Consider the following 25963-nt stretch of genomic DNA (forward strand, 5'->3'; position numbering starts at 1 on the left):
GAACGTACTATCGATAGTTTACGCTGCGTGTTACACAATGCAGACTTTTGCTTGCGCGCCACGCTGCTCCAAAAGCAGTGTGAATAACAGTGTGCAGCGGTTTACTAGCCATTTTATAGCGATATTAATAGCCGCACAAAACGGGACATAACCTCTACTATGCAAAAAAATATTGCCGCATTGTTTGATAAAACAATGGCAGCAGCGTCGCTGACAAGCAACACGTTAGCGGATGTTTTTAGTAAAGAAACACATCGATTCACTATTACTGGGCTAAGTCGCAGCGGAAAGTCTATGTTGTTTACTAGCCTTGTAACCATGCTAAAAAGTAGAAGTGAGGAAGGTTATGCCTGCTTACCGCTATTGCGTTACTTGCCGCCATCTCAAGTACTCGATATTCGAATTGAGCCAATAGAGGGCTATAAGCCTTTCCCCCAAGTAGAAAACTTGGCCGCTTTAGAGCAAGGTCAGTGGCCCGCGGCGACAGAAGAAGCGTTCGGTTTTAAGCTTATTGTTAGGCTAAAGCAAACCGCGTCGATTAAGCGCCACGTGCTTCCCCATACCGACATTGTGTTTGAATTTATTGACTATCCCGGCGAGTGGATAACCGACATTCCCATGCTAAGTAAAAGCTATGCACAGTGGTCAGACTCTGCATGGGCGCAGCTAAGCGGTGGGCCGCAACAGCACTTTGCGCACGATTGGAAGCAAGTCGTTAACAGCTTTGACTTTGAGCAGCCTCCAACGCCAGAACGTATTCAGCACCTCGTGCATGCATACAGGCAGTATTTAATTGAAGCCAAGCGCCAAGGAATATCCTTGCTGCAGCCAGGCAGTTTTTTACTAGATTCCAGCGATTTTGATTGGCAAAGCTTTGGCTTTACGCCATTGCCCTCAAGCATTACCAGCGACGTATCTCATCCGTGGTACAAAGCGTTTGAACAGCATTTTGGTGCGTTTCAAGACAAATGGTTAGCGCCATTGAAGCAGTCAATTTTTAAAGAGACAGACAAGCAAATTATCTTGGTTGATTTGTTTGAAGGGCTTAACCACAGTCGTCAGCATTTATATCAGCTAAAAGAAACCCTCAGTCATTTGGCTGACACCTTTGTGTACGGGCAAAGTAGCTGGTTTTCGCGCAATGTGCTGAAAAAAGAGCAGATAGGAAAAGTGGCGTTTGTGGCAACAAAAGCCGATTTAATTCCTGTTAGTCAGCGCGAGAATTTACTGAGTTTACTGACTCAGATTACCGAAGGTGCAAGAGCTCGCTTTACCGACAAGCCTATTGAGTTTGAGCATTTCTTAGTGTCGGCTATAGAGGTAACAGACAAAGGCAGCACCCCGCAGGCAATTCGTTATAAAAATGCCGATGGTGCTTACGTTGAATCTACGTTCGAGCCTGTGCCTAGTGCGTTAAAAGAAATGGAAGAGGGGGCGCATTTCCCCGTGCCTAATGCAAAGATGCCCGCAGACTTTAAGGCCAGAATATTAGCCGGCAAAGGGCTAGACAGGCTTCTACAATTTTTACTGGGTAAAGGAGAGCAATAATGAAAGAGCGTAACGAAGGCCCGTTTTATACCAGTGATGACTTTGATGATGCACCGTCTAAAGGCCCTGCACACTTAAAAAACAAGCCCGAAACAAATAGGGCTGCAGAGGCCGGGTTTGATGAGCACGATGGCAGCTCTGAAAATAAAGCCGAATACAAAGCGCCTTATCGTTCAAAAGTGACGACGCAAACCCTTGATATAGAGCCCCCGGAAACTAAGCTGCCCGCGCAAGTAGAAAACGATAGCTGGACCTTAGAGGTAGAAAAAGAAGGCGTGTCGTTAGGCAGTGCAACCCTGATATTTGGTGTGCTGTCGGTTTTAGGTTTTTTTACGTTTGATGCTTACACCACCTTAGTGGCCAATGTGAGCGAACACCCCATTGGTACTGGCGTATTAGGCGCACTGCTAGCAGGTTTTGTTAGCACATTGAGTTATTTAAGTTTTCGTGAATGGCGAGGCTATAAGCAGGTTAATACGGCAATGAACGACGCTGCTGCCATTCGTACATTGCTACAAGAAAAAAGGGATGCAGCAAAGCAAAGTGATATCAGTATTAACGATGTTAATCGCGTACTTACCGCCCATGGACAGCGTTTTACAAAAGGCTCTTATGCGGCTCACTGTTTTGCGCGCTACAAGCAAACAGTGCAAAGCGATATGACGGCAAGGGAGCTGCTTGGGCTTTATGAAGATACGGTATTAACCCCAGTGCAAGCGAAAGCCCACAAGGTGCTTAACAAAGAGTCGGTAACAGCCGGTAGTTTAGCGTTTATTAGCCCAAACAACCTTATTCAAACCTTTGCGGTTATCTGGATAAGCTTTCGCACAATACGTCGCATGGCACGGGTGTACGGCTTACGCCCAAGTACGGCGGGCAACTGGAAGTTATTAAAAGTGCTGGCGCAAAATATTGCCGCCCAGGGCATTTTTGATTTAGCTACCGACGAAGTCGCCAATCAAATTGGTGGCAGCCTATCGGCTAAATTCATGGAAAATTCCGCCGAAGCCATTGCCGCAGGCGCCTTAAATGCAAGACTTGGCAGGGCACTTATCGCGTTGCTTAAGTAGGTCGAGTTTGATTTTTAAGTATCTGATTTATAGTTAAGAAATTTAATTGTTAGCTGAGTGGTAAATGTGGCGTATTAATAATTTTTTGCGAAGCGAGATTACGTCAATAAAGGGTTTAACTAAAAAATAGATAAATTTATTATAAGTTTAGTTAAATGGCTGTATTCTAGAGTATGGAAATTATTCACGGTTTCGATAGAGGCTTACCATGGGATACCGAAAGCTTACTTCAGAGCAAGCGCGAGTAGTAGTAAACGCGCAGGCGCTTTTCACACAGTATGAGGCACATCGTATTGACAGTGGGAAGATGGCTGGCTCAATGCATTGGAAAACAATCAATGGTACTCAGTACCTTTACAGAGCTTTCTCCCATGGTAAAAATACCTCACTAGGTCGGCGCTGCTCAAGTACTGAGGCCTTAATATTGCGTTTTAAATCCCAGCAGCAAGAGTATAAAGAACGTGATGCGCAGCTGCGTGAACAGATATCCATCCACGCAGGGTATATTCGTGTAAATGGCTTGAACCGTTTTCCTGTGCCGGGAGCGCGTGTAATACGAGCGTTACAGAAACAAAACATTCCATATCGATTAATTGGAACAAATGCCCTTTATGCGTATGAGGCTCGAGCATCTTCAGTCATCATGCCTGAACATTTGGCTACAAACGACGTCGATATTTTAATGGATGCTCGGCAGGGAATTCGCATTGCGGCAAGTTTAAAACGCCGCACCTTGCTTGATGTTGTCAAGGATAGCGACAAGTCGTTTCGCCGTGTCTCCGCGTCCGAGCATGAATTTTCAGCTGCTAATAACAATGGGTACAGGGTAGACTTTGTCACTCAAGGTGGTCACCAGCTTAAACCTAACGAGTTTGATGCAATTTTAGAACAAGGCGATCTGACGCCGGTGGCGATTGATTCACTCAAATGGCACGTCGCCGCGCCTAATTTCGAAGCGATCACGTTTGATGATAGGGGCATGCCTTTAAGGCTTCGTACTGTTGACCCAAGAGCTTTCGTATTGCACAAGTGGTTTGTCAGCCAGCAACCGGATCGCAATTCATTAAAGCGAAACCGTGACGAGGACCAAGCTAGGCTAATAGCCACCCTGATCCGCCGCGAAATGACAGACTTACCACCTACTAAAGCTATCCAAAAGATTTTTCCTAACTTCGTATCAAGACAGGCTACGGATTCGATGGACGACTTTGATCTGTGATTATGTTGTTTTAGACAGGCGTTAAATATCCAATTTTGTTATTTAATTAGAGGAGTGCAGAGTCCTGTCTAACTATATAGTAATTGCCAAAGCGCTGTTTAAAGCGCCTTTTTTGTAGGCATAACGACGTTGGCAAATATGAGTCCTGCCACTAAGGACATGAATATCAGAAACACTTCTTGGCCTAAATGATCAGCCTGCACAAAGTCTTTTCCTGTCATAAACGAGTTCAGCCCAATGTAGGTTTTTGAGCCTGGTACCAGTACTATTAAGCCATGCATAGCCACAATGGTCGCTGGTTGATCCGCTATGCGGGTAAACCCGTTGGCAAATATGCCTAATGCAAATGCGCCTACGAATGCGCCTAAGCCTGGACTCATGTAATCGGCACTCCACGCTGTTGCACTGTAGGCAATAAAAGCTGCCGCTAGTGCCCACGGAATGTGCTTTACTCGGGTTCTAAAAATGGCCACTAGGGCAATGCACAGCAATAATACCGATAGCCAGGTTGCCCAGTAAGGCAGTGACTGCGCCGGAGTATAGATGTTTTCGCCAAACAAATTAAAGCCTGCAGTAACGCCAAGAAAGGCCCCAAAATACAGTTTAAATAACTGCATAATGGCATCCATGGTACGCGCTGTACCCGACACCATATTCCTCGAAGACAGTTCCGCTAACCCCATAGTTAGGGCAAGACCAGGAACAAATACAATTACCGATGACAGCACAACGAGGGGAATGTTAATACCGGGGTCTACATAGCTGCCAATGGCGCACGTTAATAGGCCTGCGATAAAGGCGGTCATTGGCTCTAGCATTAAGTTAACTCGTTTAGAGCGGGTCGCCCAAAGCGTCCATACAAAGGCAAGTAGGCCAAGAGCGCTAGACCATCCAATTTCAGACCAGCTGGCTCCCATCAGCATGGCGAATGCGCCGGTGGCCATGCCATAAGCAATACCGGTTGGTAGTTTGCCGTATAAACTGCCCATTGCGTCTATTTCGTCTAAGCGAGTATTGGCTTCACTTAAGGAGAGTTCGCCTTTTAATAAGGAGCTGGCTAGCTCATCGGTTAACGAGAGCGCATTCATGTCTAACTCACCAGGCATTAGGCGCGCTGAGTGGTTGTATTCGTCTTCGTGACGATCGCTCCAAATAACAATGGTTAACGACGTAGGCGTAGAAATAAATGAGGCATGGACACCAAGATATGTGGCAATTTCAGTTAAGTAGGCCTCTAGTCTGAATGCAGGCGTACCGTACTTGTGCAGCATTTTGCCAAGCTTAACAATAAACTTTCGAATTTGAATAAATTCAATTGTGTCCAACAGAGTTCCTTAGTGAGTTAGGGCCAAAAACATAAATAGCGAGTGAAAAAGCGTTTAAAGATGCAGCCATACATGCTGTTTAAAAAAGTATAGGGCAACACATAACGTCTGGCTAAAATTTGCGCTAGCTGAATTTGTGCGGAGTGTACGGACGCTTGTTTGCGAAAGCAAAACAAATTTTCTCGCTTTTGAGATTAGAAAAAATAATAGTGCGCTACAGCAGGTTCTACTGTGGCAGGTACAAAAAAACGCGCCTTTATTTTCATAAAAGCGCGTTTTAAATTGAGTAGTTTATTGTTTAGCTTACGTGTAAAAAACACGGTGTGCCACGCCACATTAGCCCGCTATTTGTTGCCCTTCTTTGTAAAGCTGAAGTGCTGTTGCGGTATCGTGCTGACGTTCGCTAATGGCAGACAGTAGCAATAGGTCTTCTTTGCGCGATGCCATTTTGGTGGCTTTCAATAGCGCTTTTTCTGCCAATACATCGTCGCCAGAATTAAAGGCAACTTGTCCTAAGGTAGAATACAGCTCGATGTTCTTTTCGTCTTTTTTAATCCAGCTTTCTAATAGGCGCAGAGACGGCGACGAATCGGGAATGTTAAGCTGAGTGAACAGAGGGAATAAGCTGCTGTTTGGCCCTCGTTTCTGCCATTCTACTAACAGGGTTTGCGCATCAGAATGCATGCCTTGGTCGAGCAGTTGCTGAACATACGCCGCCTGATAAATATCGTCGTTGCGCATTTTACGGGGTAAGTCTTCCCAGTAACTCTTAAGCTCAACGGCGCCTTGTTTACTGGCAATTTCAGCAAACTTACCTTTTGCGATGCGCTGCGACCAGGCTTTGTAGTCTTCTTTCGCCAGGGCCTTTCGCCATCCGGATAATTTGTTCTGTAGCTCTTGCCACATACCCAGTTCCGCTAGTATCTGTGCTTTAAGGCGAATAACCTGCTTATTCTCTTGGTCTTTCTCATCTAACGCATTTAGCTTTTCTAATGCTTCGGTATGTTTACCTTCACTGATATCAATGCGAGAGAGCATAACCGTAGCGGCTACTTTTGCATTGCCGTAATCACTTGCTTGCTCTAAAAAGTAACGGGCTTTGTTTAGCTCGCCACTTGTAAACGCAATTTGCGCAGAGGCAAGATAATTTACCCCTTCAAAATCGCCGTTGGTGGTTTTGCTTAACGATTTTTGAGCCAGTTCAATATCGCCTGCGGCCATGGCGTGTAAGCCATCGTAAAAGGCGCGCTTGCGCTTGCGTTCGCCTAAGGTGCCAAACCAGCGATGAGAGCCAGTAATTAAACTTAGTGCCCAAAGTGTTAATCGAGACAGCACGTACCATGCGATTACGGCGCCTATTACCAGAATGCAAAAGCTGATCACCGTCATTTCTACCGCGGTTTCACCGAGGGATATTAATACGTAACCTTTGTCGCCTAAAATCATAGGGCCAACAATAAGCGCGACAACGAATGCGGCTAATACCGCAAGGGCAATAGCTAACCATTTCATAGTGCGCTTGCTCCTTGACCAAAGACCTGTTTAACACGGCGGTCTAGAAGTTGCTCTAGCGGCTTTTGCGATACAAGCTCGGTAGGAATAGGGCGCGCCACATCAGTTTCTAGCAAGTTTTGTAAAGCGTTAACAAATCCGCTGACCTGGCTTTTCTCTGTATCAAACTTTTCAATAAGCAGGGTTTGTGCATATTGCAGAGACTGTTTATAAAGACCGGCGTCAGCAGTTAATGCACCAGATTGTGCGTGCATAAGCTGCAGTCGCAGCTGCTCTTTAATAAGAAACTGTGCTTCAAGCGACAATACCGGCTCAATAGGGCCTTCAATAGATTTTACCGTTAAAAAGTCATCAACTAATGAGTGCCATACTTTTGCTAAGTTGTCTTTCCAGTCGTCGGTAGACTCAGAAAGGGCATTATCTGCAGCGTCTTTGTCTTCGGGCTTTTCAAAGGTGTCTAAGGGCAGTTTATCAATTTGCGCTACCATACCAGTTAGCGCTAGGGCTACCGAACTCTGCGACACAGGATTTAGCTGCTGAAGGGTTTGAATATCTTGTGCTAGTGCGGCGCGTACGGGCAATACCGACGGATCGGCTAACGATTTCAAGCGTTTGTCAGCGTTTACTAACAGTAAGATGGCAGTGCGAACGTCGTTTTCTAGCCACAGTTTTCGTCCCGCCATACGCACTAAATAGTCGGCTTCGGCAATAAGCCAGTCTGCTGGGCGACGCCCTTCCATTTGATTCAGTTGCTCAAGGGTAGATTCTGCTTGTAGAGACAAAGTTTCGTTTTGCTTTTGAAGGTCGCTAATGGTGTCTTTTAAAGCGTCGTTATCACGAGCAATTCGGCTAAGCGTGCTGTTTACGTCGTCTCTTGCAGAAGCTAATGCATTAATCTTTGCCGTAGTTTGCTGCTGTGCACTTGTCATAGAGCTGCTGCTTGATTGCTGCTGCGTGTAATACCAGTAGCCAGCGCCGGCGAGGCCTATTACTAATAAGAAGAGAATAAAAACGACAAACCACAGCAGGCCATTTCCAGATGATTTCTTTTTTGCCTTTGTGTTAGCGTCTGGCTTAGCAGAAGTTGTTGAATCTTCTGCATTGCGTTTTACATCGACACCAATCACTGCGTCATCAGTCTCTTTGCTATCTTGCACGCCATTATCTTTATTATCGGCCATTCAATACTCCCAGTTGTCCTTTACCCAAGCAATTAACGCTTGGTCAGTGGCACGGTGGCATACAAACACCTCTGTCACTCCACATTTTCTCAGCGATACGGCTATGCGTTCGCTAACCGTAAGCCAGGGCAGAGATAAAATTGCATGCCCTTGGCTGCGTATAAGTTGCATTGCCATTGCTTCGCTTGTAGCGATGATGCCGCGAACATCCTCAACTTTCCAGCACTTTGTGTAAATTGGGTCAGCAAGTTGTTCGGTTCGGTATACGCAGAAGCTTTGACACGAGGCACCTTTTGCCGTCAGTCCGTCAGCTATGAGCTGTCTACCGCCTTCTCCTTTTATAATAACTACTTGTTTGCCCTTTGCCTCATTGAGTAGAGGCATAGCCAATATACCTTCTGATGTATGTATCTCAGGAGTCAGTATAATGAGCGGTGATATTTGCTGTGGTATAGCACAAAGGGCGTGATGAAGCTTTTTAGCAGTGGCATCACCAACGGCAATAATTAACGGTAGGCTACTGTTAGGCACCGCTTTTTCAATCAGTGACTGCACCGCATCTTCAGCCGCATCAACAGCGTAAACACTGGTGACAATGATCACATCTACCCTCATTTCTGCTAAAAATGTGCTAATGGCATTGCGTTCAGATTTAACGTAAACAATGTCACAGGTGGCCGCGCCCACTGCATCAAGCCCGGCAGCATCAAACGCTTTTGCGCTAGAGGCGAGTTTTGGCAGGGGGCGGGTAAAAAGCAGCATTGGGCGTTACTTACTCGTAAAGGGCTTTTAAAATTTCGCCAGCGCCTTGCTCTAGAAGCGCATCGGCGACTTCTACACCAATGTCTTTTGCTTTTTCTGCAGACGCGGTAGCCGAGGCAAATAGTAATGTTGTGCCATCGGGTTTTCCAACCATGCCGGTTAGTGTCAAAGTATTACCGTCGAGGGTAGCAAAACTGCCAATAGGCACCTGACAGCCGCCTTCTAAACGCTCGTTCATTGCGCGCTCTGCGGTTACTCGCACATGAGTTTCGTCATGGTTTAAGGCGCTCAATAATTCAATAAGCTGGGCATCGTCGTTGCGACATTCAATGCCTACAGCGCCTTGGCCTACTGCTGGCAAAGACACTTCAGCAGGTAACGCCATTTTAATGCGATCTTGCATTTCTAATCGAATAAGACCCGCCGACGCTAAAATGATAGCGTCATAGTCGCCGGCATCAAGTTTGGCTAATCGGGTGTTAACGTTACCGCGCAGGTCTTTAATAATGAGGTCAGGGCGGTGTTTGCGAATTTGGCACTGACGGCGCAGGCTGCTAGTTCCAACTACGGCACCATTTGGCAAGGCATCTACGCTGTCATAGTGATTAGACACAAAAGCATCAAACGGATTTTCACGTTCGCAAATGGCGTGTAACCCAAATTCCTCAGGAAATGCCACCGGTACATCTTTCATTGAGTGCACAGCAATGTCGGCTCGGCCTTCAAGCATGGCAATTTCAAGCTCTTTAATGAAAAGGCCCTTACCGCCAATTTTGGCAAGGGGAGTGTCTAAAATCTTGTCGCCCTGCGTACTCATCGGCACCAACTCAACGGTTAGCGATGGATAGTGCTTTAATAACTCTGCTTTCACATATTCTGCTTGCCATAGCGCTAGTGCACTTTTTCTGGTTGCAATTCGAATGGTGCGAGACGTATCTTGGTGACTCATGATAATTCCACGCTATAAATAGTTAAAATGATGTCGATGCTAACACTAGGCTATAATGCTGCTCAAATTGGATGCGATACCTGACATTTAGAATTATATTCAGGAAAACGTAAGCTATATTATACGCATATCAGACGAAAATGTGTTGAATTCACGTGGTTTTCCTCTGGTTTATATGGAACAAATGCATTGAGTCCAGCGTACTAAAATTTTAAAGAGGCACCGTTCGAAGTGCCACCACTACGTTTAATGAGTAAGAGCTAGGTATATGGAGCATTCATTTTTACGCAACCTATTAAAAAGCGCGCACAAGGACGAAGCTGAAGCTAGGCGTCGACGCTTAACCTTGTATTTTATTTCCTATGTGGGTGGCACCATCATGGCCATTATGGCGGGAATAAATGTAGGTGGCGATAACCCGTTTTTAGTCACCGCGCTGGCAGTATCAGCCGCGGTTATTTACCTTAACTTAATAGCCTCGCATATTTTTCCCCACTCAGACGTCTCTTATTATGTAGCGGGCCTTATTGTTCTGTTTACCTTTAATGCACTTATCTATACGGGGGGATACAACAATACCGGCCTGTATTTTTTATATCCGCTTATTTTTATCCAGATTATTGTAGTGAGCTTTAGGCCAGCGCTACTTTATGTAGCAGCCACCATGATGTTGGCTATTGTTATGCTATTTAATCAGCATCTTATTTACGCGCAGTACGCTGAAGAAGACGTGTCCCGTTTTCTTATTTCTATGGGGTGCTTTATTTGCGTTGCTTTTATTGCAGAAAACTTTTGGCATCAAAGCAGAAAAGAAATGCTAGAGGAAAACCTAGAGCGCATGCGTCAGGCCAATACCGACCCTCTTACTAAACTGCCAAACCGACGATTCTTAGAAGCGGTATATTTTGAAAAAGTGTCGAAAGACCCCGCCAGCTATTTTCCACTAAGCACGGTTGTCGTTGATATAGACCACTTCAAAGTGATCAACGATTCTTACGGACATGACGTGGGCGATGAAGTGCTTATACACTTCACCGAGATAATGAAAAGCGCAGTGCGCACAACGGATATTGTAGCGCGCACTGGCGGGGAAGAGTTTTTGGTGATATTTCCAAAGGCGACGCTGACTCAGGCATTAAAATTAGCCGAGATTATTCGCGCTAAAGTGGAGGCCAAGCCTTTTGATAAAGGTGATATTCATCACAAGATAACGGCAAGTTTTGGCGTGGCAACTGCGTTAACCGATGGCAACATAAACGCGACACTCAAGCAGGCCGATGACAACCTGTATCAAGCTAAAAACAGCGGCAGAAACAAGGTTGTGTGAGGTTTAGGGCTTAAGGCTTAAGTCAAAACAGCCAGACACGTTCTCTTAAGCCCGGCTTTTCAAAATCCAAGCCCATAAAGCCCAAGTCCATAAAGCCTGAGCTCACAAAACCTCAGACCATAAAAAGCAATTTTAAGAAAGCACCGACTGCAGCCATGCACTGATGTCGTTTAGCTCCTGCATGCATACGTTATGCTGCATGGTGTAAGTTTGCCATGTGGCGTTAAAACCATTTTCTGTCATGGTTTTAAACGCGGCGTTACCCATAAATACCGGCACTACCTCATCTTGGTCTCCGTGAGCCATCATTACCGGTGTTTCTTTGTTAATGCCGTTTGCCTGATTTGCCAGCAACGAAGGCTCGCACATATAAGTTGATAACGCCAACACACCTGCCAGCTTAGCGTTAAACCGTGGTGCTAAATGCAAAGCGATGACGCCACCTTGAGAAAAGCCTGCAAGCACAATACGGTTAGCAGGAATTCCACTGTCTATTTGCGCATTGATCAGCTGTTCTACCTGAGCTGCCGATTCTTCAACGCCATCTAGGTCGGCGCGACTTTCAAAATCGAGGGATTTTATGTCGTACCAAGCGCGCATTCTCATACCACCATTTATAGTGACAGGGCGCTCAGGAGCGTGAGGAAAAAGAAACTTAACAGCCATGGAGCCAGGAAGCTTGAGCTCTGGCACGATAGGTGCAAAACCATGACCTGAGTCGCCAAGTCCGTGTAACCAAATAACGCAGGCGTCAGGCGTGGAGGCGGGTGTGCTTTCTACACAGGGTAAAAGGGGCTGAGTCATTGTTTCTGTTCCTAGTGAGTTATAGTTCACAACCTTCATTGGCGGGTTGTTTTGATTTTTAGCGCATATGCCTAACGTGATAGTTACGGCATAAACATCCAATATGCTATCATTGACATCTAAAATCACCATACTTTAACAAAACTTTATTATTTCATGGCCTCACTACTCGGTAATTTATTCATTCTTGCAGCGCCATCTGGTGCTGGAAAATCTAGTCTTATCAAAGCATTAATGGAAAAGTATGAGGGTAATGCAAACACCCCCATGCAGGTGTCGGTATCGCACACAACGCGACAGCCTCGACCCGGCGAAGTGGACGGTGTGCACTATCATTTTGTGACTCGTGAGCAATTTGAAGCGCTAATCGAGCAAGGCGTGTTTTTTGAGTATGCGGAAGTATTTGGTAATTATTACGGTACGTCGCGAGTGACCATTGAGCAAACGCTGTATCGTGGAATAGATGTATTTTTAGATATCGATTGGCAAGGTGCGCGACAAGTCACCAAGTTAATGCCAGATACCTGCGGTATTTTTATTTTACCGCCATCATTAGATGTTTTAGAACAACGCTTGAACCAACGAGGCCAAGACAGCGACGAAGTTATCGCTAGCCGTATGGCAAAGGCAGTGGATGAAATGTCTCATTTTAATGAGTTTGGTCACATTATTATTAACGATGACTTCGCTACAGCATTAAACGAGTTAGAGGCCATAGTGATAGCCCAACGCTTGCGTTCTGCTAAGCAGCAAATTCGTCATCAGCCTCTGTTCGACTCGCTGTTAGGTACTGCTTAGCAGCGGCACTGCTAAACTCGATTAACACTCGGTTTTCGCCCTTCCTTTAACACAGTAAGATCGGCGCGATCCTACTGTGTTATATTTCAACAAAGTGCTAGGATCGCAAATGGTATGCGTGTATACTGCGTGGCTGTTTTTTGTATTCCTCGCTCAACCTGATTTTCGGAGAAATAGATGGCTCGCGTAACTGTAGAAGATGCCGTAGATAAAATTGGTAACCGCTTTGACCTAGTGCTAGTTGCTGCTCGTCGTGCACGTCAAATTGCCACTGGCGGGAGAGATCCTATGGTTGACGTTCAAAACGACAAGCCAACCGTAACGGCTTTGCGTGAAATCGAACAAGGTTTGGTTACAGCAGTCACCCTTGAACAAGATGCTCTTCAAACACAAGAGCGTGAAGATAACGTAGAGTTTTCTTCTGTTGCGAATATCCTATCTGAACAGTAAACATTGTTTAGCTAGACATTGTAGCCAGCCCTTTTTAGGTCGGTTACAAGCAAATTTGCGCCAGTGCTTTGAAAAAAGCACTGGCGCTTTGCTTTTAGCGTATTGGATTAATGTGAAAATAAACGTATTCTTAACGAAGTACTGAAATTAGGGGCCGTTTTACGCTGTGTATTTGTTTGAAGGTTTAAAGCAGAAAGTTGTTAAGTATTTGCCCGCTGATTTAGTGCAGCTGGTTCAAGATGCTTTCGTGTTGGCGCAAGAGGCCCATGATGGTCAAATGCGCTCTAGTGGCGACCCGTACATCACACACCCTGTTGCAGTAGCCAGCATACTTGCCGATATGCATCTGGACCATGAAACCCTCATGGCTGCCTTACTACACGATGTTATTGAAGACACCCATTACAGTCAGGACGACCTTGCCAAAGCCTTTGGCGATACGGTTGCTGAACTCGTAGAGGGTGTAAGTAAGCTAGATAAAATTGCATTTAGCAGCAAACAAGAAGCGCAGGCAGAAAACTTTCGTAAAATGATGATGGCCATGGTGCAAGACATCAGGGTTATTCTTATTAAGCTTGCCGATCGAACTCACAACATGCGAACGCTGGGGTCTTTGCGACCAGACAAGCGCCGCCGCATAGCGCTGGAAACCCTTGAAATCTATTCACCTATTGCTCATCGCTTAGGTATTCACGATATTAAAAATGAGCTTGAAGACTTAGGTTTCCAAGCTATGTATCCCATGCGTCATCGCGCGCTTAAATCGGCGGTACGCCAGGCTAGAGGCAATCGAAAAGAAATTATCGAGAATATTCGCGAAGAGCTGAGTCTTCGTTTAGATGCGTATGGCATTGAATCTAATGTGTTAGGCCGTGAAAAGCACCTTTACTCTATTTATCGCAAGATGAAAAACAAAGAGCTTATGTTCGGCGAGGTCATGGACGTGTATGCATTTCGCATTGTGGTAGGGTCTGTAGACGACTGCTATCGCGCGTTTGGCGCTATGCACGGCTTATATAAGCCCATCGAAAACCGTTTTAAAGACTACATCGCCATTCCGCGTACCAATGGTTATCAGTCGCTTCATACCTCTCTTATTGGCCCTCACGGTATTCCAGTGGAGGTTCAAATAAGAACCCACGAAATGGACCAAATGGCAGATAAAGGGGTTGCAGCCCATTGGTTGTACAAAGAGCCTGGAGATAGTGGCACTACGGCGCAAATGCGTGCAAGAAAATGGGCACAAAGCTTATTAGAGCTTCAGCAGTCAGCCAGTTCATCGTTTGAGTTTATTGAATCGGTAAAAACCGATTTATTCCCGGATGAAATTTACGTATTCACTCCTGATGGCCGCATTATTGAGCTGCCTATGGGAGCCACTGCTGTGGACTTTGCCTATGCGGTACACTCTGATGTAGGTAATACCTGTGTTGGCGTGCGCGTGGAGCGTCGCAACTTCAGTTTAAGTAAGCCACTAGAAAACGGTCAAACGGTAGAAATTATTACCTCGCCACGGGCGAAGCCCAATGCCAACTGGCTTAACTTTGTGGTAAGCGCCAGAGCCCGTACTCGTATTCGCCAGTATTTGCGCAAGCAGCATTCACAAGAAGCTGTGAATATGGGTAACCGACTGCTAAGGCATGCGCTTGGCAGCGTAAAATTAGATGAAATCCCCCATGCAGACATCGACCGCGTGGTGGCTGAAACAAAGCATTGTGACTTCGATGCGCTGTTAGTAGATATCGGCCTTGGCAACGAGCTAAGTGCTATTGTAGCTCGACGCTTATTGGGCGAGAGCACAACCGATCTATCCAATAAGAAAGGCAACGTTGCTATACGCGGTACAGAAGGCTTGTTAGTGAATTATTCTCGCTGCTGTCACCCCATACCCGATGACGAAATTGTTGCTGTGCTAAGTCCTGGTCGAGGCATGACCATACACCAAACGGGCTGTAATAATATTCGCAAGCTAAGCAAAGAAGAGCCGCAGCGTGTGCTGCCTATGCAGTGGGACGATGAGCCTCAGGGTGAGTTTAAAGCGTCACTTCGCATTGAACTTATTAACCATCAAGGTACGCTGGCAACGTTAACAAACACTATTTCGGGTTGTGAGTCCAATATTATTGGTCTGCAAACCGAAGAGAAAGAGAGTAACATCTACTTTATTGACCTAGAACTAACCACGCACAATCGGGTGCACCTGGCCCGCGTAATGAAGAAAATACGCACCATGCCAGAGGTTCAAAGAGTGTCTCGTCACAGTCAATCTCGACACTAATTTTATCAAAATTTAGGAATATTTATGTCTAAGTCTATTATTCAGACCGATAAGGCACCTGCTGCTATTGGTACTTACAGCCAGGCGGCTAAAGCTGGCACTACGGTATATGTTTCAGGTCAAATTCCACTTGTACCAGAAACAATGGAAATGGTGTCTGAAGAGTTCGAAGCACAAGCCGTTCAGGTATTTGAAAACCTAAAAGCAGTGTGTGAAGCAGCCGGCGGCACCACTAACGATTTAGTAAAGGTAAACATCTTTCTTATCGATTTAGGTCACTTTGCGTTAGTGAACGAAATAATGAGCCGTTATTTCAACCAGCCTTACCCAGCTCGCGCTGCGGTACAGGTATCTGCACTACCTAAAGGCGCTCAAATAGAGATAGACGGAGTTATGGAGCTGCCGGAGTAAGCCATGTCGCCAGAGCGTTATCAGCGCATACGATCTGTGCTGGACAAAAGGCAAACCGACCTTACGGTGTGCTTAGAAAATGTGCATAAACCACATAATGTATCAGCTGTTGTGCGCACCTGCGATGCCGTAGGCATTCATCGTGTGCACACGGTGTGGGAAAAGAAATACCAATTTCGTGGCGGTACCGCCATGGGTAGTCAAGATTGGGTGCGTCAAACCAATCACGACAATATTGGTAGTGCCATGGACACATTGAAAGCACAGAACATGCAGGTGCTGGTTACTCATCTGTCGGATTCGGCAATAGATTTTCGTGACGTGGATTACACCAAACCCACCGCTATTTTGTTTGGTCAGGAAAAGTACGGTGCTACTGACGAAGCTATTGGCCTTGCCGATCAGGACATTGTTATTCCTATGATGGGAATGGTGCAGTCGCTAAACGTGTCTGTAGCGGCAGCGTTAGTGCTTTATGAAGCCCAGCGCCAGCGCACTATTGCAGGTATGTACAACACTCAGCAATTACCAGAGGAAGAGTGCCAAGCATTGGCATTTCAAAATGGTTATCCGCGTTTGTTTAAGTTATGCAAGCGAAAAGGTCTTCCTTATCCCGCAATCAATAACATGGGTGAAGTGATTGCCGATGAAAGTTGGTGGCGTGAAATGCAAATAACCAAAGCTGAGGCTGAAGCACTAGAAGCCAACTAGCAAGTGGTGTAAGCCTAAGGCCAGTCAGTAAAAACTGGCCTAAAGCGTACTCGCCAACCCCGCAACAATCCTTTACACTTCATGTACTGTTTTAGTATCACAATCAACCGTTTGAATTGAGGATTAGGCTGCATGCAAGCACTCGCCACCACACCTATTACTGCGCTAAAAGGCGTAGGCGCAAAGGTGGCAGAAAAACTCAACAAAATTGGCTTGTTTACGCTGCAAGATATTTTATTTCATCTTCCCCTTCGCTATGAAGACAGAACTCGCGTTTACAGCGTTGCTGAATGCCGGCCGTTTACCCATGTCAGCGTACAGGGCGAGGTAATGAATGCCGATATTCAGTACGGCAAAAAGCGTATGCTGGTGGTCAAAATTAGTGACGGCACTGGTACTATAACGCTCCGTTTTTTTCACTTTGGCGCCGTGCAGCGCACAATGATGACTCCAGGCAATGTGGTTCGCTGCTTTGGCGAAATTCGCACAGGCAAGTGGGGCATTGAAATGATGCACCCCGAGTTTAAAGTGGTAGATGAAGAAGCGCCGCCAATTGAAGAGTCGTTAACTCCTGTTTACCCTACAACAGAGGGTATTAAGCAGCTTACTCTTCGCAACTTAACCGAGCAGGCCTTGGCACTGTTAGATAAAGGTGCTCTAGCAGATTTATTGCCTGAGGGTATTTACGATAATCAAATATCGCTTAATGAAGCCTTGCATACAGTACATCGCCCGCCTCCAGATGCCGATGTGCATGAAATAGAAGAGGGTCTTCACCCTGCTCAATACCGTCTTATTCTTGAAGAGCTATTATCTCACAACTTAAGCGTACTTAAAGTACGTAAGCAGTCAGACGCCCAGCCGGGCATAGCCATAAAAGTAGACTACAACCTGATTGAAAAAATGCTGGCACAGCTGCCATTCTCGCCTACCGGCGCACAGCAGCGGGTAGTGAAAGATATTCAGCAAGACATGCAGCGCGCCAGACCTATGATGAGGCTGGTGCAGGGCGATGTAGGCTCTGGTAAAACCTTAGTGGCAGCCCTTGCTGCTTTATCAGCCATTGGCGCAGGTCATCAAGTGGCGTTAATGGCGCCCACCGAGCTATTAGCAGAGCAGCATGCTAACAATTTTAGAGGATGGCTAGAGCCATTAGGTATTGAGGTAGGCTGGTTAGCAGGCAAGCTTAAAGGCAAAGCTCGAAGCGAAGTGCTAGCAAGGCTTGAAGCCGGTGATGTGCAAATGCTGGTGGGTACCCATGCTATTTTTCAAGAAAGCGTCAATTATCAACAGCTGGCATTAGTTATTGTTGATGAGCAGCACCGATTTGGCGTGCATCAGCGACTTGCACTGCGAGACAAGGGCGAGCAGCAAGGGCGCTTTCCCCATCAGCTTATTATGACAGCAACGCCCATACCTCGTACCCTTGCCATGACGGCCTACGCCGATTTGGACACGTCAATTATTGATGAGCTGCCGCCGGGGCGAACCCCGGTTACTACGGTGGTATTGCCCGACACCCGACGCGCAGATGTTATAGAGCGGGTACGCCAGGCATGCAAAGACAACGGCAGGCAAGCGTACTGGGTGTGTACGTTAATAGATGAATCTGAAGTATTAGAGTGCCAAGCCGCCGAAGAGGCTGCTATTACTCTGCGTACCGCACTGCCAGATTTACAGGTTGGTTTAGTGCATGGACGTTTAAAGTCTGCTGAAAAGGCCCAAGTTATGGCAGATTTCAAAGAAGGGAAGCTTGATTTGCTGGTTGCCACTACGGTTATTGAAGTGGGCGTAGACGTACCCAACGCCAGTATAATGATAATCGAAAACCCCGAACGGTTGGGCTTAGCGCAGCTGCATCAGCTGCGCGGTCGAGTAGGGCGTGGCGCGGTGGAGAGCCAGTGTGTGCTTATGTATCAAAGCCCGCTATCTAAAACTGCCACTCAGCGACTAGGTGTATTAAGAGAAAGTAGCGATGGCTTTTATATCGCTCAGCGAGACTTAGAAATACGCGGGCCGGGTGAGTTTATGGGCACGCGGCAAACCGGCATGGCAGAGCTTAAAATAGCCGATTTAGTGCGCGATGCAGGGCTTATCCCTAAAGTACAAGAGATTGCGTATACCATGTGGGACAAATACCCCTCCCATGCGCAGGCCATTATTAATCGGTGGATTGGTCATAAGGAGCAGTATGGCAATGCCTAATAATACAAACATTAGCGCGTCAGGGAGCTCGCTCCCCACTTCCTCTGTGCTAATGCCAATAACGGTTGCTACCGACACAAGCAGTAACTTGTATGACGGTGACAGCCTGTTACTGAAAAACGTAGCCGTAAAGTGGGCCGAGGCGATACGTATAGCAGAAAACAAGCCCAATGATGGGTTGTACTTACAGATAAAAGACAATGTGTTGGGTTTAGCCGATGCCAGTGAGAAAAAGGTGCTGCCAGTAGAGGTTGATTTTGCTTCGCCTGCCAGTTTGTATCGCAAGCAGCACGGCGGCGGGAGAAAGGAGCCCATTGTAAAAGCCATTGGCTTAAAAGGGAATGACAGCTGGCATGTAGTAGACGCCACGCCTGGGCTTGGCCGCGATGCCTTTGTTATGGCAAGTGTAGGGTGCAAGGTTACTATGATAGAGCGTTCGCCCATCGTTGCCGCGTTATTAGAAGACGGAATTCGGCGACTAGCGATACATTTTCCGGAACTTGCTGAGAGAATTTCACTTCAACATGGAAATAGTGCAGAGGTGATGCAATACTTCGAAGGTGAGAGTGTGAATGCTATTTACTTAGACCCAATGTTCCCACATAAAAAGAAATCAGCCTTGGTGAAAAAAGAAATGCGGTTGTTTCAACAATTGCTTGGTCACGATCCAGATGCAGATGCGTTATTACCGCCAGCCCTTAAGCTTGCTGAACACCGCGTGGTGGTTAAACGTCCAAACAGTGCAGATGTATTAGCAGGTAAAAAACCATCAATGGCTATTGAAAGTAAGAAACACAGATTTGATGTGTATTTGTGTCAAAATAAATAGGAGAGCAGCATGTTACGAGTTGGAAGCACTTTACCAGAGGTCGATTTTAGCCTTTTAGTTGACGGAGAAATTACCAACCCTGGTACCAATGAACTTTTTACTGATAAACGCGTGGTATTGTTTGCGGTACCCGGAGCATTCACGCCAACCTGTTCACAATCTCACTTGCCAGGCTACATCGCATTAGCTGATAAAATAAAAGCGAAGGGCGTAGACAGTATTATTTGCCTTTCGGTAAACGACGCGTTCGTTATGGATGCGTGGGGTAAAGCAAACAACGCGGAGCATATTACTATGCTGGCCGATGGAAATGCGTTTTTTACCAGCCAAGTAGGCCTAGATATGAATACAAGTAACTTTGGTGGCGTACGTTCGTTGCGCTACTCGATGCTTGTTGAAGACGGTGAAGTGAAACAGCTTAACGTTGAAGATCCAGGCCGCTTTGAAGTGAGTGATGCAGAGTCGATGTTAAAAAGTTTATAACCACTGCAGACACTACTTATCCATTAAAAAACCCGCTTTTAAGCGGGTTTTTGTTTTCTAGCGTATTTGTAAGAAAGAGTTAATGTACCTGAGACTCATTTTTATTAATATAACGCCACTCTCATAATCTATCGCATAAAAAAGTGCGCTAACTTACGCAAAACGCGATAACTATCAGTGCTTTTTACCGCTTGAGCAACAAGCCTCCGTCGAATATGTCGCGAGCCTTCAGGCAGTGCGCAAGACGGGTGAGTCACTTTGAACCTGTGTTAAAACGGTCCAGTATTGAGTGAGTTCATGCTCTTAAGCATAGGTATACAACCGGTAGCCGAGGTGAGTTGCCTTTACTTAGTTAATGATAATAAGTATCATTTGCGCAGATGCCAACGTTACAGAACAATGTTTTAGGAACAAGTATGACAACAACATTGAAAAAAATGAGTGCTCTTTTGGCTGTATCAGTGATGTCACTATCTATGGTGACAGGACACGCGATGGCGAATGGAGCTATAGGCGACCATGTAAATAATCTGCACGCTCATATCGGTGAATACACTGAAGAAGTAGAGTGGTTGGAAAGCAAGTTTGGTAGTGTGGTAGATGCCTACGCCAACAAAGATAAAAGCCTTAAAACCGATGCCCTAATGGAATACTGGGAAGAAGTGGATTTTCACTCGGCAATTGAAACTCAGTATGTCCCTATTTATGCCTCAATTTGGCAGGGTATTTATGGCGTAAAAGTGGCCATTGATGAAGGCAAAGCTGTTGATGTAGTGCGCCACGAGCAAGAGAAATTGAACCACGCCTTGTGGCAAGCGCTGGGCGCAGTTAAACTTGCGTCCCAGTATCAAAAGCGCGGACTGGTTGGCGAAGTGCAAACCACTGAAGTTGAACCTACCACCGGTCCAGCTGTTATCGACGATATTAAAACTCGACTAGATCGCGTTGTTGCCAAATATGCAGAGCAGCTTAATGAAGTGGCTACCACATTAGTTCACGATACTTACCTTCAGCGCTTTGAAGGGGTAGAGGGCGATCTAATTGCAAAAGACGCCGCATTAGTTGAGTCGTTGGAAAAAGATTTTAACGTTACATTGCCGCAAGCTATCTCTCAAGATAAAGGCGTAGACGGTGTGCGTAGCGTGGTAGAAACCATGCAAAGCAAACTAGACAAAGCGCGTGTGCTGCTTGTAGAAGCAGAGAAAGGCCGTAAAGACGTATTTTAAGGAACCTAGATGCAACGAAGAACATTCTTACAAGGTTTAGCTGCCGCAGGTGTATTGGGCAGTGTACCTTTCAGTTTAGCCCAAGCCGCACCTGTAGCCGGTAGTGTTTCTGTAGAATCGCTACCTAAGTTAGAGGGCGACCTAACGCTGTATTTAGGGCGTGGGGAAGGCGGGCTTTACGAGAATGTTCTCGATGCGATAAAAAAGCGCAACCCTAAGTTAAATCTTAAAATTCGCCGCGGTGGCTCTGCCGCGTTGGCGAATACCATTGTGGCTGAGACTAAAGCAGGCGTGAAGCGCGCTGACTTATTCTGGGCGGTAGACACAGGCTCTATTGGTATGGTTACCGATTCGGGCGCAGCAAAGCCCCTTCCTGCTAGCATTACCAATCAGTTAAAGCCTGGTTTTCAATACCCTAGTTGGTCTCCGGTAACGGGTAGAGTACGCACGCTCCCGTACAACACCGAGCGCGTTAACCCGAAACAAATTCCTGATAGCGTAATGGCATTAGCAGACAGCGATTTAAAAATTGGCTGGGCGCCTGCGTACTCTTCATTTCAGTCCTTCGTTACGGCAATGCGCGTGCTCGAGGGTGAAAAAGCTACTCGCATGTGGTTAAAAGGCATTAACCGCAATGCTAAGAAATATGCTGGTGAGCTTGGTGTAGTTATGGGCGTAGAGCGTGGTGAAGTGGATATCGGCTTTGCCAATCATTATTACACCTTACGCTTAAAATCGGGCAAGCCTGACGCTAATGTGGCGTTAGCCTACACGAACAACGATGCAGGCTGTTTGGTAAACGCATCGGGTATTGTGGCCTTAAGCGATGGCGATTTGCCGGTAAACTTCATTCGTTATTTATTGACCCATGAAGTGCAAAGCTACCTTGCTCGAGAAGCCTATGAAATTCCATTGGTGCAAGATGTGGCTGCACCAGAAGGGCTGGCGAGCCTGACCTCGCTGTCTCCTCCTGAACTTGATCTTCGCAAACTTGCAGACTTGCGCCCAACCCTTAACATGATGAGGGATGTTGGCGTACTGTGACACATTGGCCAAAGTCGTACCCACTGGCACTACTCATTGCGCTGATGGCTTTATTGCCCGTCGGCGTTTTGTTTTCTTTAGCTCAAGACAGTGCGCAATTATTCGATACTCATAATTTACGAGTACTAGGCAACACGGTTGCATTAATGGTGCTGACCATTATTGGCGCAGTGATTATTGGTGTGCCGCTGGCAATGTTTACCGCCTACGTGCAGTTGCCGTTTAAACGATTTTGGCTAATTGTGCTTGCAGCCCCGCTGGCGTTACCCAGCTATATTGGCGCGTTTGCCATGTATTTTTCGTTTGGTCGCGGTGGCGAAATTGAAAACGTGCTGGGTATCACCACACCCCCTATCAGTGGTTTGTGGGGCTCGGCCCTTGTTATGAGCCTGTATACCTACCCGTTTGTTATGATGACCACGCGTTCTAGCTTACTCAGTTTAGACGCCAGTTTAGTGAATGCGGCTCGTACGCTAGGACTTTCATTAGGTGCAAGCCTTTGGCGTGTAGTGTTGCCTCGAGTAGTAAACAGCATTGCGGCGGGGGCTTTGTTGGCCGCGCTTTATGCGCTTTCCGATTTTGGAACACCAGCCATAATGGGCCTCGATACCTTTACCCGCGTTATTTTCGTTGAATACAATGCGTTTGGTTTAAGCCAAGCTGCCATGCTGAGCTTACAGCTTATGGTGATAGTCGGGCTTATCCTATTTATTGAGAGCCGCATTAGTGGCGCAACAGAGCGCCCTGGTCGACACCTGTCACTTTTCCCCGCGCGTTGGAAATGCAATTTGATGCTGCTTTCTGCCATGCCCATTGTGTTGATGGCAATTGTATTACCTCTCGCTATATTTACCCTTTGGCTGGTTCGTGAGGGAACCGGAGGCTTTGAATTAAGCTACGCATGGAACTCTGCCCACGCTTCTTTCCTTGCAGCTCTTGTGGCGGTGTTATTGGCTATTCCTGTTGCCCATGCTGCTATTGCAGGGAAAGCGGGGCGTTTGATGGAGCGCATTACCTACTTTGGCTTTGGTGTACCGGGCATCGTTATGGGTACCGCACTGGTTTACGTTGGCCTACAGCTTCCGGCGCTATATCAAACTCTAGGGTTATTAGTTATGGCTTACGTACTGCGCTTTTTGCCATTGGCAGTAGGCAGTGTAAGAACCACCGCCGAAAATATTGATTCAGGCCTAGTAAAAGCGGCAAGAGTACTGGGCGCAAGCCCCAGAGAAGCCTTTACACGAATTACGCTACCGCTAACCCTTCGTGGTATGATTGCCGGTGCTGCATTAGTTTTTTTAGAAGCGATGCGAGAACTCCCGGCTACCCTTATGCTTGGGCCAACAGGGTTTGAAACACTTGCTACTTATATGTGGCGTGTTTACGAAGCAGGCTATTTTGGCCGCGCCGCTGTGCCGGGTTTGCTGCTAGTTTTATTATCAGGCGTTGGGTTAGTTCTAATGCTATCGGGCGAACGAAAAGCCCAATTTACCGTTACCGAGGATGAACGTTCGTAATGCTAAGTGTCAGTAATTTGTCAGTGAATTATGGGTCTACCCGCGTTGTCGACAAGTTAAATTTAGAACTTGGGCAAGACGAAATACTCATGTTGGTAGGGCCTACAGGCTGTGGTAAAACCACTATTTTGCAGACGCTAGCTGGCCTAATACCTTTATCTGAAGGTGAAATTCGCCTAGGTAAGTGGACAAGCACGCCGGCTAAGCACGTTCCGCCTGAAAAGCGCAACGTAGGCATGGTATTTCAAGATTTTGCGCTGTTTCCTCACCTTACTGTTCAGCAAAACGTGTGCTTTCGCTTAAACGACACAAGCTTAGCCGACCATTGGCTAGCCCTTTTGGGGTTAGACAATTTTCGCGACGTGAAGCCAGCCAGTTTATCTGGCGGTCAAAAGCAGCGTGTGGCATTGGCGAGAACTCTGGCTCACGAGCCCGCGTTTGTATTACTTGATGAGCCCCTATCAAACCTTGATGCTGCGCTTAAAGACAGCCTGCGTTGGGAAATACGCGACGCCCTTAAAAAAGCGGGCGTACCGGCTATTTGGGTGACTCACGATCAAGAAGAAGCGCTGAGTGTAGGTGACAGAATTGGCATTTTGAACAAAGGCGTTTTAGAGCAGTTAGACACGCCAGAGTCGTGCTATTCAACCCCAAACAGCCGCTTTGTAGCGCGTTTTATGGGTGAGGCGAGTTTCTTAAAAGCCAGCTTCGACAATAGCGCGAGCAATATCGATAACACAGTGGTCACCGACATTGGCCGCGTGCCGGGTACGCCGCTTCAAAACGCAAACGGCTTAGTAGACCTTCTGGTTCGCCCGGACGATCTAAGTTTAGACGCCGCTCATGCCGCGCCAAATGGTACGGTAGACTGGGTGCGCTATGAAGGTGAAAGCCGACTTTATGCTGTCACCCACGATAACGGCAGTCAGCTTAAAGTACGTGTAAGCCACGAAAATGCGATTAAGCCAGGTGAGCGTGCGCATATGCAGCTTATTACTACCCACCCGTTAGCAGTATTTCCAAGAGAGGCTTAATACGTGATTAAACGTGATGTGATAGTGCTTGGAGCGGGTGCTGCAGGTCTTTTTTGTGCTGCGCAAGCTGGAGCAAGAGGGCGTAGCGTAGAAGTACTTGATCATGCCAAGAAGGTCGGTCGGAAAATACTTATGTCTGGCGGCGGACGCTGCAATTTTACTAATATGTACGCAGGACCAGAGAACTTTCTGTCTCAAAACCCGCATTTTTGTAAGTCGGCTTTAAGCCGCTATACGCAGTGGGATTTTATTTCACTCGTTGCTGAGTACGGCATTGCTTACCATGAAAAAACATTGGGGCAGCTGTTCTGTGACGATAGCGCTAAAGATATCGTTGATTTACTGCTTAAAGAGTGTGAAAAAGCCAAAGTGACGATAACCACACGCTGCGAAATATTGTCGGTAGAGAAGCGCGAAAGTAAGTACATACTATCCACTTCAAATGTTGACTACGAATGCGAATCTCTTGTGGTGGCTACGGGTGGCTTAAGTATGCCGAAACTCGGAGCAACGCCTTTTGGCTATAAAATTGCTGAGCAATTTGGGCTAGATGTGCTGCCAACGAGAGCGGCCCTGGTACCATTTACTTTGCATGACAAAGATAAAGAAACCCTTGCCGATTTAAGTGGTGTAGCGGTAGATGTTTACGCAAGCTGCAACGACACCACCTTTAAAGAGGCCATGTTGTTTACACATAGAGGGTTAAGCGGCCCTTCTATGCTGCAAATTTCCAGCTACTGGGAAGCCGGCGATACATTAAGTATTAATACGACTCCCGATAACGACCCTCACGAGCTGATAAATAACGCCAGAGCACAAACGCCTGACGCACTGCTTGCTACCTGCTTAAATAAAATTTTTCCCAAACGCGTATCGCAAAGTTTTATTGAGCTAAACGAATGGCGCAACGTACCGGTGAAGCAACTCTCTCACGGTGAATGCGAAAGTATCGCAAACACGTTAGAAAACTGGCATATCAAGCCAAACGGCACAGAGGGTTATCGCACCGCTGAGGTCACTATTGGCGGCGTGAATACCAATGAACTGTCGTCTAAAACCATGATGGCCAACAATGTGGAAGGGCTTTATTTTATTGGTGAAGTAGTGGATGTCACCGGCTGGCTAGGGGGCTACAACTTTCAATGGGCGTGGAGCAGCGGCTGGGCCGCCGGGCAGGCGGTGTAAGCTATTTCTCCCACCAATACCACAGTAATCCATGACAAGTTAGATATGTACATTAAAGGCTAGTATCTGCCATAGATTCTACCTATACTGACTGA

Annotated in this window: 23 protein-coding genes; 17 read left to right on the forward strand and 6 right to left on the reverse strand. The window is 46.6% G+C overall.

Annotation, left to right across the window (positions count from 1 at the left end; translation table 11 throughout):
• The first annotated feature begins 159 nt into the window (after positions 1-159).
• From AC27HD_RS10875 to AC27HD_RS10885, 3 genes are all read left to right on the forward strand, one after another.
• Positions 160-1548, forward strand: coding sequence for a YcjX family protein (locus AC27HD_RS10875; RefSeq protein WP_487105766.1), 1389 nt, complete (start codon positions 160-162; stop codon positions 1546-1548).
• On the forward strand, positions 1548-2618 hold the full coding sequence (locus tag AC27HD_RS10880) for a DUF697 domain-containing protein (protein WP_487105768.1): 1071 nt from the start codon (positions 1548-1550) through the stop codon (positions 2616-2618). The genes AC27HD_RS10875 and AC27HD_RS10880 overlap by 1 nt, the downstream gene beginning before the upstream one ends.
• A 208-nt stretch (positions 2619-2826) precedes the next feature.
• Positions 2827-3837 (forward strand): GSU2403 family nucleotidyltransferase fold protein, encoded by a 1011-nt coding sequence (locus AC27HD_RS10885; protein WP_487105770.1) that lies wholly within the window; start codon positions 2827-2829, stop codon positions 3835-3837.
• A gap of 98 nt (positions 3838-3935) precedes the next feature.
• Here the strand turns inward: AC27HD_RS10885 and AC27HD_RS10890 are convergent, their stop codons facing one another.
• The 5 genes from AC27HD_RS10890 to hemC all read right to left on the reverse strand — a co-directional run bounded on the left by AC27HD_RS10890 (position 3936) and on the right by hemC (position 9566).
• Positions 3936-5162: a threonine/serine exporter family protein gene (locus AC27HD_RS10890; RefSeq protein ID WP_487105772.1), complete on the reverse strand. Its 1227-nt coding sequence runs from the start codon at positions 5160-5162 to the stop codon at positions 3936-3938.
• A gap of 336 nt (positions 5163-5498) precedes the next feature.
• Positions 5499-6674, reverse strand: a complete 1176-nt coding sequence (locus AC27HD_RS10895; RefSeq protein ID WP_487105774.1) for a heme biosynthesis HemY N-terminal domain-containing protein — start codon at positions 6672-6674, stop codon at positions 5499-5501.
• Positions 6671-7855 (reverse strand): uroporphyrinogen-III C-methyltransferase, encoded by a 1185-nt coding sequence (locus AC27HD_RS10900; protein ID WP_487105776.1) that lies wholly within the window; start codon positions 7853-7855, stop codon positions 6671-6673. The genes AC27HD_RS10895 and AC27HD_RS10900 overlap by 4 nt, the downstream gene beginning before the upstream one ends.
• Entirely contained in the window at positions 7856-8617 is a 762-nt protein-coding gene (locus AC27HD_RS10905; protein WP_487105778.1) for a uroporphyrinogen-III synthase, read from the reverse strand. It lies immediately after the preceding gene.
• 10 nt (positions 8618-8627) lie between these two features.
• Positions 8628-9566: a hydroxymethylbilane synthase gene (gene hemC / locus AC27HD_RS10910; protein ID WP_487105780.1), complete on the reverse strand. Its 939-nt coding sequence runs from the start codon at positions 9564-9566 to the stop codon at positions 8628-8630.
• Positions 9567-9834: 268 nt separating this feature from the next.
• On the opposite strand from hemC, the gene AC27HD_RS10915 reads away from it, so the two are divergent.
• Complete coding sequence (locus AC27HD_RS10915) at positions 9835-10893, forward strand: GGDEF domain-containing protein (RefSeq protein WP_487105782.1); 1059 nt, start codon at positions 9835-9837, stop codon at positions 10891-10893.
• A gap of 132 nt (positions 10894-11025) precedes the next feature.
• Here the strand turns inward: AC27HD_RS10915 and AC27HD_RS10920 are convergent, their stop codons facing one another.
• A complete protein-coding gene (locus tag AC27HD_RS10920; RefSeq protein ID WP_487105997.1) occupies positions 11026-11697 on the reverse strand; it encodes an alpha/beta hydrolase in 672 nt (223 codons plus the stop codon).
• A gap of 156 nt (positions 11698-11853) precedes the next feature.
• On the opposite strand from AC27HD_RS10920, the gene gmk reads away from it, so the two are divergent.
• The 13 genes from gmk to AC27HD_RS10985 all read left to right on the forward strand — a co-directional run bounded on the left by gmk (position 11854) and on the right by AC27HD_RS10985 (position 25868).
• Positions 11854-12495 carry a guanylate kinase gene (gene gmk, locus AC27HD_RS10925; RefSeq protein WP_487105784.1) on the forward strand — a complete coding sequence of 214 codons (642 nt, stop codon included), beginning with the start codon at positions 11854-11856 and terminating at the stop codon, positions 12493-12495.
• Between the two features lie 177 nt (positions 12496-12672).
• Positions 12673-12945: a DNA-directed RNA polymerase subunit omega gene (rpoZ, locus tag AC27HD_RS10930; protein ID WP_487105786.1), complete on the forward strand. Its 273-nt coding sequence runs from the start codon at positions 12673-12675 to the stop codon at positions 12943-12945.
• Between the two features lie 166 nt (positions 12946-13111).
• Entirely contained in the window at positions 13112-15223 is a 2112-nt protein-coding gene (gene spoT, locus AC27HD_RS10935; RefSeq protein ID WP_349377673.1) for a bifunctional GTP diphosphokinase/guanosine-3',5'-bis pyrophosphate 3'-pyrophosphohydrolase, read from the forward strand.
• 24 nt (positions 15224-15247) lie between these two features.
• The gene (locus tag AC27HD_RS10940; RefSeq protein ID WP_032094693.1) at positions 15248-15634 is read left to right on the forward strand and encodes a RidA family protein; all 387 of its coding nucleotides are present in this window, start codon (positions 15248-15250) and stop codon (positions 15632-15634) included.
• A 3-nt stretch (positions 15635-15637) separates the two neighbouring features.
• Positions 15638-16345 carry a tRNA (guanosine(18)-2'-O)-methyltransferase TrmH gene (trmH, locus tag AC27HD_RS10945; protein ID WP_487105788.1) on the forward strand — a complete coding sequence of 236 codons (708 nt, stop codon included), beginning with the start codon at positions 15638-15640 and terminating at the stop codon, positions 16343-16345.
• Positions 16346-16477: 132 nt separating this feature from the next.
• Positions 16478-18550, forward strand: a complete 2073-nt coding sequence (recG, locus tag AC27HD_RS10950; protein ID WP_487105790.1) for an ATP-dependent DNA helicase RecG — start codon at positions 16478-16480, stop codon at positions 18548-18550.
• Positions 18543-19379: a class I SAM-dependent methyltransferase gene (locus AC27HD_RS10955; RefSeq protein ID WP_487105792.1), complete on the forward strand. Its 837-nt coding sequence runs from the start codon at positions 18543-18545 to the stop codon at positions 19377-19379. Before recG ends, AC27HD_RS10955 begins: the two co-directional genes overlap by 8 nt.
• 9 nt (positions 19380-19388) lie before the next feature.
• The gene (locus tag AC27HD_RS10960) at positions 19389-19862 is read left to right on the forward strand and encodes a peroxiredoxin (protein WP_349377669.1); all 474 of its coding nucleotides are present in this window, start codon (positions 19389-19391) and stop codon (positions 19860-19862) included.
• 416 nt (positions 19863-20278) lie between these two features.
• Positions 20279-21088, forward strand: coding sequence for a hypothetical protein (locus tag AC27HD_RS10965; protein ID WP_487105794.1), 810 nt, complete (start codon positions 20279-20281; stop codon positions 21086-21088).
• 9 nt (positions 21089-21097) lie between these two features.
• A complete protein-coding gene (locus tag AC27HD_RS10970; RefSeq protein WP_487105796.1) occupies positions 21098-22132 on the forward strand; it encodes an extracellular solute-binding protein in 1035 nt (344 codons plus the stop codon).
• On the forward strand, positions 22129-23649 hold the full coding sequence (locus AC27HD_RS10975) for an ABC transporter permease (RefSeq protein ID WP_487105798.1): 1521 nt from the start codon (positions 22129-22131) through the stop codon (positions 23647-23649). Before AC27HD_RS10970 ends, AC27HD_RS10975 begins: the two co-directional genes overlap by 4 nt.
• Positions 23649-24683, forward strand: coding sequence for an ABC transporter ATP-binding protein (locus AC27HD_RS10980; protein WP_487105800.1), 1035 nt, complete (start codon positions 23649-23651; stop codon positions 24681-24683). Before AC27HD_RS10975 ends, AC27HD_RS10980 begins: the two co-directional genes overlap by 1 nt.
• A gap of 3 nt (positions 24684-24686) precedes the next feature.
• Entirely contained in the window at positions 24687-25868 is a 1182-nt protein-coding gene (locus AC27HD_RS10985) for a BaiN/RdsA family NAD(P)/FAD-dependent oxidoreductase (RefSeq protein WP_487105802.1), read from the forward strand.
• Positions 25869-25963 lie beyond the last annotated feature (95 nt).

This window comes from Alteromonas sp. 4NS20-0143, assembly GCF_057542855.1.

Bases quoted from the DNA above. Each gene is read 5' to 3' on its own strand.
- AC27HD_RS10880 (WP_487105768.1), top strand. From the start codon at position 1,548: ATGAAAGAGCGTAACGAAGGCCCGTTTTATACCAGTGATGACTTTGAT.
- AC27HD_RS10915 (WP_487105782.1), top strand. From the start codon at position 9,835: ATGGAGCATTCATTTTTACGCAACCTATTAAAAAGCGCGCACAAGGAC.
- recG (WP_487105790.1), top strand. From the start codon at position 16,478: ATGCAAGCACTCGCCACCACACCTATTACTGCGCTAAAAGGCGTAGGC.
- AC27HD_RS10895 (WP_487105774.1), bottom strand. From the start codon at position 6,674: ATGAAATGGTTAGCTATTGCCCTTGCGGTATTAGCCGCATTCGTTGTC.
- gmk (WP_487105784.1), top strand. From the start codon at position 11,854: ATGGCCTCACTACTCGGTAATTTATTCATTCTTGCAGCGCCATCTGGT.
- hemC (WP_487105780.1), bottom strand. From the start codon at position 9,566: ATGAGTCACCAAGATACGTCTCGCACCATTCGAATTGCAACCAGAAAA.
- AC27HD_RS10875 (WP_487105766.1), top strand. From the start codon at position 160: ATGCAAAAAAATATTGCCGCATTGTTTGATAAAACAATGGCAGCAGCG.
- AC27HD_RS10970 (WP_487105796.1), top strand. From the start codon at position 21,098: ATGCAACGAAGAACATTCTTACAAGGTTTAGCTGCCGCAGGTGTATTG.
- AC27HD_RS10940 (WP_032094693.1), top strand. From the start codon at position 15,248: ATGTCTAAGTCTATTATTCAGACCGATAAGGCACCTGCTGCTATTGGT.
- AC27HD_RS10965 (WP_487105794.1), top strand. From the start codon at position 20,279: ATGACAACAACATTGAAAAAAATGAGTGCTCTTTTGGCTGTATCAGTG.
- AC27HD_RS10980 (WP_487105800.1), top strand. From the start codon at position 23,649: ATGCTAAGTGTCAGTAATTTGTCAGTGAATTATGGGTCTACCCGCGTT.
- AC27HD_RS10885 (WP_487105770.1), top strand. From the start codon at position 2,827: ATGGGATACCGAAAGCTTACTTCAGAGCAAGCGCGAGTAGTAGTAAAC.
- trmH (WP_487105788.1), top strand. From the start codon at position 15,638: ATGTCGCCAGAGCGTTATCAGCGCATACGATCTGTGCTGGACAAAAGG.
- AC27HD_RS10960 (WP_349377669.1), top strand. From the start codon at position 19,389: ATGTTACGAGTTGGAAGCACTTTACCAGAGGTCGATTTTAGCCTTTTA.
- AC27HD_RS10900 (WP_487105776.1), bottom strand. From the start codon at position 7,855: ATGGCCGATAATAAAGATAATGGCGTGCAAGATAGCAAAGAGACTGAT.
- AC27HD_RS10905 (WP_487105778.1), bottom strand. From the start codon at position 8,617: ATGCTGCTTTTTACCCGCCCCCTGCCAAAACTCGCCTCTAGCGCAAAA.
- AC27HD_RS10920 (WP_487105997.1), bottom strand. From the start codon at position 11,697: ATGACTCAGCCCCTTTTACCCTGTGTAGAAAGCACACCCGCCTCCACG.
- rpoZ (WP_487105786.1), top strand. From the start codon at position 12,673: ATGGCTCGCGTAACTGTAGAAGATGCCGTAGATAAAATTGGTAACCGC.
- AC27HD_RS10955 (WP_487105792.1), top strand. From the start codon at position 18,543: ATGCCTAATAATACAAACATTAGCGCGTCAGGGAGCTCGCTCCCCACT.